The sequence below is a fragment of the Arthrobacter sp. ISL-5 genome (assembly GCF_018613835.1).
In the GTDB taxonomy this organism is placed as follows: Bacteria; Actinomycetota; Actinomycetes; order Actinomycetales; family Micrococcaceae; genus Arthrobacter.
Genome location: NZ_JAGGPM010000026.1, coordinates 1 through 13,102, shown reverse-complemented (window position 1 = coordinate 13,102; position 13,102 = coordinate 1). Strand labels below are relative to the sequence as shown.

The window sequence follows — 13,102 nt, the reverse complement described above, 5'->3', positions numbered from 1 at the left end:
CCATGAGGTTCAGCGTTAGACGTGGGCTCCGCGGGGTGCGATCCGCTCGATCTGGGCGAGGTCGTCGGGTGTCAGGATGAACTCGGAGGCCGCCGAGTTTTCGGTCACTCGCACCGGGCCTCGGGAGCCGGGGATGGGGACAATGTAGGGCTTGCGGGCGAGCAGCCAAGCGAGGGACAGTTGCGACAACGTCACTCCCCGCCTGTCCGCGAGAACCTGCAGCTCCTCGGCGATCGCGAGGTTCGCTTCGAAGTTGCCGGGTGCCCACCAGGGGTTGTTGCGGCGGAAGTCACCGGCCGGGTAGCCCTCGAGGGGCTTTACGGCGCCGGTGAGAAATCCTCTAGCCAGGGGGCGGTAGGCGATCAGGCCGATCCCGAGCTCCTCAAGCACTTCGAACAGCGTCTCGGACTGGCGGTCGAAGATCGAGTAAGAGGTCTGCACGACGCTGATCGGGTGGACGGCGTGGGCCTTCCGGATGTTCTCGGCACTGGTGTTGGACAGGCCCAGGTACTTCACCTTCCCGGCGTCCACGAACTCCGCCATCAGTCCCACGACGTCCTCGATGGGAACTGCCGGGTCGTGGATGTGCTGGTAGAGCACGTCGATGGTATCGACGCCGAGGCGTCGGAGGCTGTTGTCCACCACGTCCCGCACGTGGTCCAGGCGCGAGTTCGGGGTGAATGCCGGCGTGAATCCGAATTTCGTTGCGATCGTCACCTCGTCGCGGATCGGGGCGAGGGCTTCGCCGAGCACCCGCTCACTCTTGCCCCAACCGTAGAGCTCGGCGGTATCGAAATGTGTGACGCCGGCTTCGTGAGCGCTGCGTATCGCAGAGATCGACGCGGCGTCGTAGTCCGCGCCGTTCCCGAGGGCAGTATCCATCGCGCCGTAGCCGATGGCAGAGGTGGCCAGCCCTTGCTGGCCGAGGGTGCGTCTCTTCATGTGAAAACCTTTCCCGAGGCAGATAGTCATATTATGCCACATCTGTCAGAGTCCGACATATCTGTCAGATGTAGAATGTCTCCATGAGCCATCAAGACACCCCACGTGGAGGACTCCGCGCCGTCACTCGCGACGTGGTCAGGCAACGACTTTCCGATGTGGCGGTCGACCTTTTCGCCGAACGCGGTTTCGAGGGCGTGACCGTCGAGCAGGTCGCAGCAGCTGCCGGTGTGTCCGCGAGGAGTGTGCACCGGTACTTCCCCGCGAAAGAGGACATGGTCATCGGTACCCTCGCCGACTACGGGGAGCGCGTGGCCGAAGCGTTCGCAGCCCGAACGACTGACGAGCGCGCCATCGAGTCGCTGTATGCCGCGTACGCCACGATGCTCAGCACCCGCGAGCAGACCGACCGTGACAAGATCGCGATCCGGCTACTCTCGAGCACACCCTCACTCCGCGCGCGCAACTTCGAGAAGCACCTGCAGTGGGCTGAAATCCTGACCCCTATTGTCGCCCAGCGGCTCCACGGTAACCACGCTCTCCTACGAGCGAAGGTAATCGTCCAGGCCAGCCTCTGCGCCTTCGATGTCGCCCTGGCAACCTGGGCCGAGACCGACGAGATGCAGGGCCTGCAGGAGATCCTCAGCGCCACCTTTGGGGCGCTCGGGCCCTAATCTCCAACCCTGCAACTCCCGGTAGGGGTATGCCGCTTCGACGCCATGCCGACACGACCTGACCGCCTCCGATGCACTGAAATAGCCGAGGGAAGCTGCTGGGCGCCTTGTCGCGGGGATTCTCGACTCCCCGTATCAGGCACTCCGCTCGAAGAGGGGCGCCTGGGCTGCCCTGTCAGCCCTTTGAATGGATGGACTAGGAAGGGCCGCGCGAGCAATCACCTTTGTGCGCTCTGACCTGCCTCGACGTCCCCTCCGCCGAACTGGTCCACCGTGGCGACGCTGTCTTGAACGGGGAACTGCCCGAAGGCGCCTTCCGGCTACTCAGACCCGCAGCGCTGGTGGACAAAACACCTCCTTGAGGCCACAATCCAGAATAAAAATGCCCCACAGCGTGGTCATCGCCGTCGACCTCGACCACGTCTTGAAATACAACAGCTTTTCGAGACACCGGACCGGGCAAGGCACGACCCGTCCTCAGCAGCACCGCACGGCGGCCGGGGGTGTGGATAACAGCGATAAGTGGCGGCGTTTTCGCAGCGTTATATGTCACCCGTGGTGCCCCGCTAGCAATCCTTCATCGGGCGTAGGTTCATCAGTGATCTGTCCCGGTCTGGCTGCTACCGGCTGGCTTCTGCGGGGGTCTTGTTAATGAGCTGTGCCGAGTTCGACGAGCAGGACGCCGCCGATTACGAGGATTATTCCAAGGCCCATTAGCCAGGTGAGGGGTTCTTCGAACAGGAATTTGGAGATGATGGCTGTGAGGGCAACGCCTGCTGCTGCCCAGATACCGTAGGAAACGCCCAGGGGAAGACCGTTGGCGAGGGTGAGGGTGAGCATCATGAAGGCGACGAGGTAGCCGACGGCTACGCCGCCATACCAGCGTTTTTTGTCGACAGCGAGGCGAAGGCTAACGGTGCCGGCGACTTCGAAGATGATTGCGCCGGTGAGGAACAGGTAGGCCATTACGCGGACTCGGCTTTTTTGTGTGCGGCTTGAGCTCCGAGTTCGACGCATAGGACCCCGGCGATGATGACGACGATGCCGATACCCATGAGGAAGGTGAGCGGCTCACCGAAGATGGCGAGCGAGCCGATCGCGGTAAGCGCTACGCCGCTTGCTCCCCAGATGCCGTAGGCGACACCGAGCCCAATGCCGGCACGGAGCACGACGGCGAGCAGGGCGAATGCGCCGAGGTAGCCAGCGGCTACTACGACGTACAGGGTAGGGTGTTCGAGCGCACCCTTGAGGGACAGTGATCCAGTCACTTCTGCCAGGATGGCGGCAGCCAGAAGCAGCCACCCTTTGGTGGTCTTGTTCATTGGATGGTTCCTTCGGTGAAGAGGTGCTGGGAGATCTATGCAGACTGACGTTTACGAAGAGTGGGGACGACCGTTCGCCGCTCTGCGGCCACGGGCCGGGTCTGGGCTTGAATCGCGAGTGATACCGCGAGAGCACCGAGTTCTTCGTAGGGCTGCCGGATGGTGGTCAGCGGAGGATCTGTTAGCTTAGCCCATTCCTCGTCGTCGTAGCCGACCACGGCAACATCGCCCGGCACGGTCAATCCTGCCCTGCGCAGTGACCGTAATGCAGGACCTGCCATCCGGTCGTACTCGCAGAACATCCCGTCGATGCGCACGCCGTCTGCGAGGAGTTCGTCGAGCTCCTTGAAGGTGAACGGTGGATCGTCCCACGGGTTCTCACACCTGAGGATTAGCCGGTCATTGACTTCGATACCCGCGGAGTCGTGAGCGTCTCTAAATCCTTGAATTCGCTGATCAACGAAGTTACCCGCCCACGTGTTTCCGACATATGCGAGCCTTTGCCGGCCTTGGGAGAGCAGGTGTTCGGTTGCCATCCGACCACCTGCTCGATTGTCTACCGATACGGTCGGGAGTATCGGATTAGCCTCCGTGTCGTCTACGGATACGACCGGTAGACGAAGCGCAGCAGCGGCGTTTTGCACTTCCCGGCTCGCGCTGAATCCGAGAACTATCACTCCATCAGTGGGCACGTTGCTAAGAGCCGAGATAGTACCGGCAGCTCCGCCCCTGCGTTCGCCAACCGGATGCACGAGGAGGTGGTAGCCATGCTCTTCGGCGGCGTTGTACGCGCTACGGACTACCGGCTCCCACCAGCCCCATTCGAAGTCCGGAACGATGACACTCAGAGCCCGGTATTCGCCGGTCCGTAACGCCCTGGCCGCGAGTGAGGGCCGATAGCCAAGATCGTCGGCGATCCTGCGGATTCGTTCGCGGGTCGCGGGGCTGACATCCCGGTGCGGTTCCGCCGCCAGGGCCCGTGACACAGTTGCCACGCCGACTCCAGCCTGTTTTGAGACATCCATGAGCGTTACTCGACGTGTCATCCTGCACCTCCTACAGCGAGCGTTGACATTCAGGGGACTGCGGGTTTACCTTAGCAACACCAGTACCGGTAACGCTACCGGTAACGTTTTAGTTAGACAAGCCAAGGACGTCTTCCCTGTGACTGCAACCCCTCCCGAGTCGGAATCCCCGCTCGCCACAACCTTTGAGGGCGCGGCATCCGCCGCTCCCGAAGCACTTCCCCGCGTCGGGGCACTGTTCATCGGCGTATATGCGCTGGCGATGTTCGGCATCTGGATGGCGATCAACCTCCCGGCTACTATTACGGTGGCACTACGCATCGCCGAGCTCGATCCCGTAAACAAGACCACGACGTACTCCCTGGTCGCCGGCATTGGGACGCTGGTTGCGGTACTCGCCAATCCCTTCTTCGGCCGGCTCAGTGACCGCACCAGGAGCAGGTTCGGCCGCCGCCGCCCGTGGATCGTAGTCGGCCTCGCCGGTACGACCGTCGGCGCGGCGGTTATCGGCCTGAGCGACTCAATACCGATGTTGATCCTCGGATGGGTTCTCATGCAGGCCTTTATCAACGCCGCAATCGCAGCGACGCTCGCCATCGTTGCGGACCGGATCCCCGAATCCCAGCACGGCCTCGTCGGGGCACTCTCCGGCACGGCCTCCGCCGCGTCCACCGTGGTGGGAATCTTTTTCATCCAGGCGTTTCCCACGAGCATCCTCGCGCAAATCGGGCTCCCGGTAGCCATCGCCATCGTCTTCGGGCTCGCCCTGGTTGCCCTGATGAAGGACGACAAGCCAGCCGCAGGCGAACGCGCCCCCTTCACCCTCAAGGAGTTCGCAGGCAGCTTCTACATCAACCCGCGCAAATCCCCGGACTTTGCCTGGTTCCTGCTCGCGTTCTTCCTGATCAATCTTGGCCTGGGGGTCATGGCAACATACGCGGTGTACTACCTGCAGGACCAGATCAAGATTGCCGAGGCTGACCTGCCAGGGACTCTCTTCGTCACCTTCCTGCTCAGCGGCCTCGTCGCGCTATTCGTTGCCCCCTTGGCAGGCTGGGTCAGCGACAAGACCGGGCGGCGCAAACCACTCTTTGTCCTTGCTGCTGTCCTTATGGCCACCGGGATGGGCGTGATCGTTCTCGCACAGGACGCCACGATGTTCATCATTGGGCAGACGCTGGGAGCTGGTCTTGCCGCCGGCATCCTTTTCGGCATCTATATCGCCTTCGCAGTAGCTTTTCGAGACGGCTGATTGCTGGCGCCGTCGCTGTCTTCGGTCCGCGTGGTTCTGAGGGCACTAGTGTCTCGGAAATGCGTCTCCCCAGATACTGTCTCAGATTGGTGACGGTGAGGGGTTTGTGAGTCACAATGGGCGAGTGAGACTTCTTGGATACACCCGCGTGAGCACATCGAGTCAAAATGCGCAACTGCAGCTCGATGCGCTCGTTTCAGCCGGCGTTCAAAAACGCGACGTGTTCGCCGATGTCACATCCGGGAGTAAGACTGCGGTTGAGCGTCGAGGTATGAGGAAGTTACTCGAGCACGCAGAACCCGGTGACACCGTCGTCGTCTGGCGGGTCGACCGCCTCGGCCGCTCTCTAATCGATGTGCTGAACACGGTGAACCTGCTGCGCGAGCGGGGCATTCATGTCCGCTCCATCTCTGATGGCATCGATCCGACCACATCGACGGGCCGGCTGATGCTGAACATGCTCGCCACCCTCGCCGAGTACGAACGCGAACTGATCGTAGAGCGCGTGAACGCCGGCATCGCGACCGCTCGGCAGAACGGCACTCGCTTTGGCCGTCCGCTGTCCGATCCGGCGGTGATCACCGACAAGCTCGCCATCGCCGCCGACGCCCGCCCGAAGGGCCGCACAGCCGAAGACGCAGCGCGGCTCGTCGGATGGAGTCGTGCCACTCTTTACCGTCACCAACAAGCCCTCGCCGGTCGCGAGAGCGCCGCCCTGTAGCAAGTGTCATGGACGGCGACGAACGGTGGCGGAGTCTCCGACTTCACGTCGAAGTCCAGATACCACTCGCCGCTCTCGCACGAGACACCAGCATTGTACGGGCCTGACACTCACAAAGCGCTTAGCGCCAATGGCTGCACGGATACTACTCAACCCCCATGTCCAGCAATGACCCCGGCCCGGTCCTGTCACGGACCGGGCCGGGGTCAATGATCACGGTGATGTACTTGTCCCCGCGCCGGGTGTGCCGCCAGACATGCTGATCCACCCCGATCACAGCGACCCCGGACACCCAGCCGTTTTCGCCGAGTAAGCGTCAGGCAGCGACTTTTGTCTTGGGAGAAGAGCCTACTCGTAAAGTCCGATCGCGAATCATCTTCAAAAAGAAAAGAATGAAGACGGCGCCGTAAACGACGTACGGACTGACTTGAGCGACGATTCCTTGAGCATGTGTGGCGCTCCAGATGGTCACGAAAACAATTGATGCAGCGCCAATAATTCCGACTGTTGCGCCTCCGAGGTTCGTGCTACGGATCGCATAAATGACGAGGGCAATGCAAATGGCGGCGTATGGGAGAAGCCATAGGTAGCCGATGGACGGGAGAATGTTCACCAGCAGATCGATGGGGCCTGCCCCGAGCGCTGCTTCTGCAAGGATGAGAACCAGTGCGCCAACAAGCACGACAGCCACGAGAGCCCGGAGGGGGGTCTTCGTTCGCGCATTGATCTTGCTCAAGGCGCGGGGCAAGATGCCATCAACTCCTGCAGTGGCAACCACGCGGGAAGAGTCATTGCACACGGCCACGAGCGAAGCCATGTATGCGGCGGTCATCGTTAGATCAAGCGGCAAGGCTAGCCACTGCATCCCGGCAGCGTCGCACAGAATGGACACAAATGACTTACCCGAGTTGAAATCATCAAGATGGCTCATAAATACAGGCGTGAGTGTAACCAGCGAGACAAACATGGCACCCAGCGCGATCGCCATCATTACGATGAGTAGTCGTGGCACGTTGCGCTCCGGATCGCGTGTTTCTTTCGCTAGAGCAGTGATTCCTTCGAATCCCGCGAACGCCACAACAACTAGGACGACACCGTTGATAATCCCCGTGAGGTCAACTCCGTTCATGGCTATTTGGTCGTTGATGTTCAACCCTCCATTGGCAATGACCCCGGCGATTAGAAGTGCCGCTAATGGCACGCCTATAAAAGACAAAGCAACGGCAAATTTGACCGAGAAGTTGACCCCTACTGCGGAAACAGCTGCGGCGACGGCTACCAAGCCAAGACATACAAGTAGCTGGGAAGTGGTATCAGTTAGCAACCCGAGTCCGAGGTCAGCGATCAAGCCCTGGACGAAGGTCAGCAGAATTATTGCCGTCGCTGGGATAGCGAGCACATACCCTAGAAGCAGACTGATGCCGGTCAGATCCCTGGACTTGATTCCGATCGCATCGCCCATGTAGGACATTAAGGAGCCGGTCACGACGAAGCGCCGTGCAAAATAGCTGATGGCGAAGACAAGGCAACCGATTAGCGGCACTGTCAGCAAAAGGGCCAGCGAAGATCCTGACCCGGCTGCCAACCCGAATACTGTGGGTGCGAAAATCAGGTTCGGCCCAACGGCTAGGTAGGCAACGCCCAGGCCGAGAGCCTTCCGAAAGCTAAGGACAGATTCCGCCAGCGCTGGGCGGTCAGTCGTTCCGGATGAGGGCAGTTCAAGATTAGACATTATGTTCCAGACTGTAGTTTCAGGATGGTGCCTCAGGGGTGTTCCCTGGTAACTGAATTGATTGAGTATCCGCGTCTGCTTAGCGTCGGATGACGGGCAGGACGAGCCGGCTGGGGTGCTCTGGTCCATGCAGGATTCGGTTAGTGGCAACTACCGCTTCATCGACGGATTCCTGCCCGATGAAGCCGCCGGTGTTCGTGTTGCGGTCGTAGCGAGGAAAATTGCTGCTGGAGATGTCCAGTCGGATGCGGTGACCGGGCAGGAACACATTGGAGGTCACCGACATCGGTACGGTCACCTCGTAAATTTCACCAGGGGACAGTGTTTTTGGACGAGATAGGTCGTTGCGATAGCGCAGTCTAAGGATCCCATCGCAAAGGTTAATGGCACGTCCGTCCGGGAAGACGTCCACGAGCTTGGCCGTGATGTCGGTGTCCACCGCACTGGAGGAGACGAAGATCTTGAGCTCGACATGCCCTGTGACCTCAATCGGCTCGTCGAGGACGGGACCTGTGTAGCAGAGAACGTCGCCGCGGCTGTCTACCACTCGCTGATCCACAGGCCCAATCATTCCCCCCACGCTCGGTAGAAGGGCGCCTCCGGCGGTGGGCACCGGATCGCGGGGGTCGTATCGGAATTCGTCGTAGGCCTTCGTCGAGGACGGCTCAGCGCTGAGCGTGCCATCGCCGGTCCGGGTGTTGGCCGACCCGCCGCTGTGCAGGTGATAGTCGGTGTAGCACGTGTCAGGTAGAGGCCAGTCCTGTTCGTCTCGCCACTGGTCAATCCCCATAACGAAGATCCGAACCCGGGGGGCGGGGGTGCCAGGTGCCAGGTTACGGAGAGTCTGGTCGAAGAAAGCGATGTGCGCTTCGGTCAGATCACCGAAACCAAAGACCCCAAAGTGCCGATCTGCGAACTGCCCCGTGAAACTGTCGTGCTCCCATGGTCCGATTATTAGACGGGAGCCCTCGCGTGCAATCTCCGTCGAACCTTGCGTGCGGACCCGCACGAAGTCAGCAACCGTCCCGTGAATCTTGAGATCGTACCAGCCGCCAGTGGCTAAGACCGGAACAGCCACCGAGCCGAGCAGGGGCGACCAGTCCTGAGCCGCCCAGTAATCGTCGAGATCGGGGTGAGCCAACCAGTCGTCAACCCACCGTCCCGTGCCGATCACCGGTAAATCGGCTATTGGCGTGTCATGGTTGAGTGAGAGCGGGTCCAATAGCGCCTTTTCTAGCCGCAGCAGGGTACTGGAATCCGCAGGTTTTCCGCTGACCAGCTCACGTCGCTCCTCGGCAGCGTACATTTCCGCGTTCCACGAGGTGACCAAGCTCAACGACAATGCGCCTCCCGTTGAGTACCAAAGCTCCGAGTACCAATCTGCAGCTGCCGTAATCGGAGCAATGGCTTTAAGGCCCGGTGTCTCCTTGATTGCCAAAGCCCACTGAGTCATACCAAGGTAGGACGCACCATACATACCCACGTTGCCGTCCGACCATTGCTGCCTTATGATCCATGCCACGGTGTCTTGGCCGTCGGAGATCTCGTTCACCTTGGGCTCAAACTTGCCCTCAGAGGCGTATGTGCCACGCACATCCTGAAGCACGATGGCGTAGCCAGCGTTCACCAGGGCCAGGAGGCTCGGATGTGTCAAACCAGGGCCGCCGTAACTCCATCCCGCTCGTTTGCCATAGGGTGTCCGGACAAGGAGCGCAGGCGCCTTGCCCTCTAAGGGGCGCCAAATGTCAGCCACCAGCGACACCCCGTCCCGCATATCAAGGCTCACGTTCTGTTCATAAACATGCTTCATTTGGCCTCTCCTCGTTATCTGCAAAAGTCACTGAGCCGACCAGATAGCGGCCTTGCCATGTCTCTTTACGCGTGAATTCGTCTTGCGATCTGCCTACGCTTAGGCCGGTGGGCGCGTATGAAAGCGGTCGCGGGATGGGCAGGTGCGCCCTTTAGTACTTTTCAGAGTACGATCGTGTCTGTCTCAGTATCATATGGGAGGGTTACTGATTTGACTAGGGCGACTTAGATCTGGTTCTGCCAGCTACCAACGGATCCCCGCTGCAGGCTGAAGACTTGATATCCGGAGACTGTCGAAAAAGCGAGCCACGGGAGCGGCGGCTGTCTCTGCGGTCGTCTCAACGGCTTAAGGGGCCGCCGGAGTGAAGGCAGTCTCTTAGCCTTGATCCACCGACGGGCTCGTTGAGGACTCCGGGATTGGGTTTGTTCGGGTGGGTCGGGTTCGGGGCATGCCCAGTTGCCCGGCCCCGCTGCCGGTGATGTTCCACTGTGGTCCTTGGTTGTTTCGGTCAGGGGCGGCTGGTCAGGTCTTTGCCGGTTGAGTGAAGATCCGGTTGGACAGGTCCGTCCATGCGTTTTCCCAGGGCCAGTCCGCGGGCAGGTGGAGGCGCAGTTTCCGGGCGGAGGAGGCGATCCGGGCCGGGACGCTGATCAGTTTCCTGCGGACCGTTGCGGTTCTGGCCTTCGCCAGCCCGTTCCCTGCCGCTGTTGGGGCGGCGCGGGTGAGGTTGAATGCCATGGCGGCCAGGGCCAGCCAGGCCGCGTTGGCCGTGAAGACACCTGAGGGTAGATGAGCCAGAGCACTGCTTTTCAGGTCTGCGTTGATCTGCTCGATGATCGCGTGCCCGCGGTGGGTTTTGTCGGCGGACACGGTGTCCAGGGTTCCGGTGGTGAAGAACGCGTGGAACCGGTAGGTAGTGAAGATGGTCGGTTGTCCGGCACCGGCGTGCGGGTTCAGGTCCGGGATCCTGCGGACGACCAGGCGCCCGGGGACGCGTTCGCCTTGTTTGCGGGAGCTGAACGCGGAGAACGGTGTTTCGGCGACTTCGGCGGCGGAGATCCACCGGTCCGACGCTTCGTCGAAGACCGCGTCGGTGTACTGGATCGGCTGCCATGTGTCTTCCCCGATTCCCGCGATCGCTTTCCTGATGGCCGGGTCCATGCGGGCCGTGATGGAAACCGCGGCGCCGGCCTTGGCAGCTGCATTGACGGTGGCGTATCCGTAGAACGCGGAGTCCGCGCGCAGCAGCACCTCCCCGGCGGCCCCGCCATGGATCCGTTTGAGGGTGGCCAGGGTATCGGCGACCAGCCGTGCCGCGCCTCGGGGCGAACCGGCCGAGCCCTTCCGCAGCCGCTGGGCGAGGATGACCGGGGCGGTGTCCTTCGTGCTGACGGTGGCCAGCAACGCGTTCAGGCCCCGCACCCCGGAGTAGCCGTAACCCGAGCCCTGCTTTTTGTACCCGTGGACCTCGATGATCGTGTCGTCCACGTCAACGAGCGTGTATTCCCCGGCCCTGCCGCCGATCAGCGGGGTCTTTGCCGCCAGGTTCCTCAGGAACCGGGACGCGACAGCGTCCAACTGGCGGACGTGCCCGAAGGTGAAGGAACGCAGGAACGAGCCCAACGTCGACGGTGCGTAGCAGGCCTTGAAGAGCCTGCCCATGCCACCGTGACGCAGCAGGGCCATGTCATCGATGGAATCCGCGCCGGCAACCATCCCGGCAACCAGCGACGCCACTTTACGGCCGGCGTTCGCGCCCTTGTCGGTCGGCACGCTCAGCCATTCATCGGCGAGGTCACCGAGTCCGGCCGCGAGGGCCAGTCCCATGACCGGGACCAGGCCTGCGGCCGACACAAGGTTGGGCTCGTCGAAGGAAACTGACAAGGAGGCCCCGGTATGGGAAAGTTCCATCTACGAGATGCCTCTCTTTTCGGTGAAAAGGTGTTCTAGACAAACCCCATTTTCCGCGAAAAGACAGGCATTCTCGGTTTAAACCGCCGACAGCGCCCCGATCAGCACCGGTGGATCAAGGCTTAGAGTCAACTGGGTCTTCTATGCCTGTCCAGCCGCGTTCACCGTTCGTGCCCGCCGCACTGAACGCGCGGTACATCTGCGATGAGTATCTGTGCCCGCGCCGAACATTCACCCCCAGGAAACCGCCAAGGCACCGCCCCGGGCACGGTCCACCCGCCGGCTCCGTGACGCCCTGGTGACTGCCGTAATCGGATCCGGAAGAGCCGCAGCCGAGGCCGCCTCCTCGTTCGGCGTTTCGTGGTGGCTGGTGCAGCGAGCTTTGGACTCCGCGGCACTGACACTGCCCGATGTAGATGCCCTGGCACCGCGGATGCCCGGCTTCGATGAACACCCCTACCGATCCGTACGGTTTTTGCGCGATCCGGCCACTAAGGCCTCGAAACGCTACCGACCTTGGATGACCAAGCCTGCCGCCGGCCTGGATGTTTTTGCTTGGAAACGCGTTAGACGTTTGCAGTGTGCACTTTGGCAGGAAACACCCTCCTACAGGGGCGGGATTCGGTCCGGAGCGCGCAGCCCATCACCGTTGACCAGGCCATGCGGCGGTGGAAAGCGACGCCGCCAGTGCCGCAGTCAGCTTCAGCGGTGAGTCAGGGGCAGCCGGACTAGATTGGGGCTTGAGGACCAATGCTCGGAAAAGTCACGCTAAGCCTGTTGGGGCCGGATAACGGGGCCTGGGCAGTAGTGGGACGAAATCGTGCAATAAGGAAGCTGCTAAGGCTGGTCGGAGCTGCTGTTCTGCCTGGTCAGGAGGTGCCGGCGGTGGGGCGTCGTCCGATGCTTGTTTTGTTGAGGTGGCCGTAGATCGTGGAGCGCGGGACCTGAAGCAGATCGGCGATGCGCTGAACGGTGTGGTCCCCGGCGTCGTAGAGCTGTTGGGCGTGGTTGGCCTGGTCGGGGGTGAGTTTGGGGCGTCTTCCTCCAGTTCGTCCCCGGGCGCGGGCGGCCGCGAGGCCGTCGCGGGTGTTGGCGATGATGAGTTCTCGTTGGAGTTCGGCGAGGACGGAGAGCATCCCGAACATTGCCCGCCCTTCCGCGGTCGTGGTGTCGATGCCTTGCTCGAGGACACGTAATCCCACACCACGTTCCCGGAGATCTGCGCCGAGGGTGACGAGGTGGAGTACCGACCGGCCGAGTCTGTCGAGGCGGGTGATGACGAGCTGGTCACCGGCCCGGTTGGCGGAGGCGAGGGCCTTGTCGAGCTCGGGCCTGCTGGCTTTGGCGCCGCTGGCGTGGTCGAGGTAAATGTTGGCCGGGTCGACGCCGGCGCGTGCGAGGGCGTCCGTTTGGTGGTCGGGGTTTTGGTCGGCGGTGGAGACGCGTGTGTATCCGATCAACATGTGTCGATAATACCCGTACCGCAGGGTTTGCCGACATTGATTTCCGGCGCGGGTTTTCGACATGGATTTCGCGGCGTGTCGCCGGCAGGGTCGGGGTGTCGGTAGATGATCCTTTCCCGACACCGGTCTAAGCGGGGTCTAAGCGTGCGTTTTCCGAGCATTGGTCCTGAACCTCGAACATGAGCCAGGGCCGTTAGCGCCGGATCCTGTTCCAATGTTCGTGACGGGCCAACACGGATCCGCGTGCCTA

13 protein-coding genes are annotated in these 13,102 nt (G+C 61.6%); 4 read left to right on the top strand and 9 right to left on the bottom strand.

Going from position 1 to position 13,102, the window contains the following annotated elements; genetic code table 11:
* Positions 1-15: 15 nt before the first annotated feature.
* Complete coding sequence (locus J7I89_RS14135; protein ID WP_214971464.1) at positions 16-942, bottom strand: aldo/keto reductase; 927 nt, start codon at positions 940-942, stop codon at positions 16-18.
* Between the two features lie 83 nt (positions 943-1,025).
* Here J7I89_RS14135 and J7I89_RS14130 point away from each other — a divergent pair, with 83 nt between their 5' ends.
* A complete protein-coding gene (locus tag J7I89_RS14130; RefSeq protein WP_214971461.1) occupies positions 1,026-1,616 on the top strand; it encodes a TetR family transcriptional regulator in 591 nt (196 codons plus the stop codon).
* Between the two features lie 648 nt (positions 1,617-2,264).
* On the opposite strand, the gene J7I89_RS14125 is transcribed toward J7I89_RS14130, so the two are convergent.
* From J7I89_RS14125 to J7I89_RS14115, 3 genes are read right to left on the bottom strand one after another with little or no spacing between them, the layout of a single operon-like run.
* The gene (locus J7I89_RS14125; RefSeq protein WP_214971458.1) at positions 2,265-2,582 is read right to left on the bottom strand and encodes a multidrug efflux SMR transporter; all 318 of its coding nucleotides are present in this window, start codon (positions 2,580-2,582) and stop codon (positions 2,265-2,267) included.
* Positions 2,582-2,938 (bottom strand): multidrug efflux SMR transporter, encoded by a 357-nt coding sequence (locus J7I89_RS14120; protein WP_214971455.1) that lies wholly within the window; start codon positions 2,936-2,938, stop codon positions 2,582-2,584. Before J7I89_RS14120 ends, J7I89_RS14125 begins: the two co-directional genes overlap by 1 nt.
* 35 nt (positions 2,939-2,973) lie before the next feature.
* The gene (locus tag J7I89_RS14115; protein ID WP_214971452.1) at positions 2,974-3,963 is read right to left on the bottom strand and encodes a LacI family DNA-binding transcriptional regulator; all 990 of its coding nucleotides are present in this window, start codon (positions 3,961-3,963) and stop codon (positions 2,974-2,976) included.
* A gap of 139 nt (positions 3,964-4,102) precedes the next feature.
* Here J7I89_RS14115 and J7I89_RS14110 point away from each other — a divergent pair, with 139 nt between their 5' ends.
* Both J7I89_RS14110 and J7I89_RS14105 read left to right on the top strand, forming a co-directional pair.
* Positions 4,103-5,215 (top strand): MFS transporter, encoded by a 1,113-nt coding sequence (locus J7I89_RS14110; protein ID WP_214971450.1) that lies wholly within the window; start codon positions 4,103-4,105, stop codon positions 5,213-5,215.
* 124 nt (positions 5,216-5,339) lie between these two features.
* Positions 5,340-5,936, top strand: a complete 597-nt coding sequence (locus J7I89_RS14105) for a recombinase family protein (RefSeq protein WP_214971448.1) — start codon at positions 5,340-5,342, stop codon at positions 5,934-5,936.
* Positions 5,937-6,081: 145 nt separating this feature from the next.
* Here the strand turns inward: J7I89_RS14105 and J7I89_RS14100 are convergent, their stop codons facing one another.
* From J7I89_RS14100 to J7I89_RS14085, 4 genes are all read right to left on the bottom strand, one after another.
* Positions 6,082-6,228: a hypothetical protein gene (locus J7I89_RS14100; RefSeq protein WP_214971608.1), complete on the bottom strand. Its 147-nt coding sequence runs from the start codon at positions 6,226-6,228 to the stop codon at positions 6,082-6,084.
* Between the two features lie 24 nt (positions 6,229-6,252).
* A complete protein-coding gene (locus J7I89_RS14095) occupies positions 6,253-7,668 on the bottom strand; it encodes an APC family permease (protein WP_214971444.1) in 1,416 nt (471 codons plus the stop codon).
* A gap of 79 nt (positions 7,669-7,747) precedes the next feature.
* Positions 7,748-9,478, bottom strand: a complete 1,731-nt coding sequence (locus J7I89_RS14090; protein ID WP_214971441.1) for a CocE/NonD family hydrolase — start codon at positions 9,476-9,478, stop codon at positions 7,748-7,750.
* 522 nt (positions 9,479-10,000) lie between these two features.
* Positions 10,001-11,389, bottom strand: coding sequence for an IS1380 family transposase (locus tag J7I89_RS14085; protein ID WP_214971438.1), 1,389 nt, complete (start codon positions 11,387-11,389; stop codon positions 10,001-10,003).
* A gap of 214 nt (positions 11,390-11,603) precedes the next feature.
* Here J7I89_RS14085 and J7I89_RS25940 point away from each other — a divergent pair, with 214 nt between their 5' ends.
* A complete protein-coding gene (locus J7I89_RS25940) occupies positions 11,604-12,101 on the top strand; it encodes a helix-turn-helix domain-containing protein (protein WP_214971435.1) in 498 nt (165 codons plus the stop codon).
* A 157-nt stretch (positions 12,102-12,258) separates the two neighbouring features.
* Here the strand turns inward: J7I89_RS25940 and J7I89_RS14075 are convergent, their stop codons facing one another.
* The gene (locus J7I89_RS14075; RefSeq protein ID WP_214971432.1) at positions 12,259-12,852 is read right to left on the bottom strand and encodes a recombinase family protein; all 594 of its coding nucleotides are present in this window, start codon (positions 12,850-12,852) and stop codon (positions 12,259-12,261) included.
* Positions 12,853-13,102 lie beyond the last annotated feature (250 nt).

Excerpts from the sequence above, each read along its gene's own strand:
- J7I89_RS14135 (WP_214971464.1), bottom strand. The coding sequence starts at position 942 with ATGAAGAGACGCACCCTCGGCCAGCAAGGGCTGGCCACCTCTGCCATC.
- J7I89_RS14130 (WP_214971461.1), top strand. The coding sequence starts at position 1,026 with ATGAGCCATCAAGACACCCCACGTGGAGGACTCCGCGCCGTCACTCGC.
- J7I89_RS14125 (WP_214971458.1), bottom strand. The coding sequence starts at position 2,582 with ATGGCCTACCTGTTCCTCACCGGCGCAATCATCTTCGAAGTCGCCGGC.
- J7I89_RS14120 (WP_214971455.1), bottom strand. The coding sequence starts at position 2,938 with ATGAACAAGACCACCAAAGGGTGGCTGCTTCTGGCTGCCGCCATCCTG.
- J7I89_RS14115 (WP_214971452.1), bottom strand. The coding sequence starts at position 3,963 with ATGGATGTCTCAAAACAGGCTGGAGTCGGCGTGGCAACTGTGTCACGG.
- J7I89_RS14095 (WP_214971444.1), bottom strand. The coding sequence starts at position 7,668 with ATGTCTAATCTTGAACTGCCCTCATCCGGAACGACTGACCGCCCAGCG.
- J7I89_RS14090 (WP_214971441.1), bottom strand. The coding sequence starts at position 9,478 with ATGAAGCATGTTTATGAACAGAACGTGAGCCTTGATATGCGGGACGGG.
- J7I89_RS14085 (WP_214971438.1), bottom strand. The coding sequence starts at position 11,389 with ATGGAACTTTCCCATACCGGGGCCTCCTTGTCAGTTTCCTTCGACGAG.
- J7I89_RS14075 (WP_214971432.1), bottom strand. The coding sequence starts at position 12,852 with ATGTTGATCGGATACACACGCGTCTCCACCGCCGACCAAAACCCCGAC.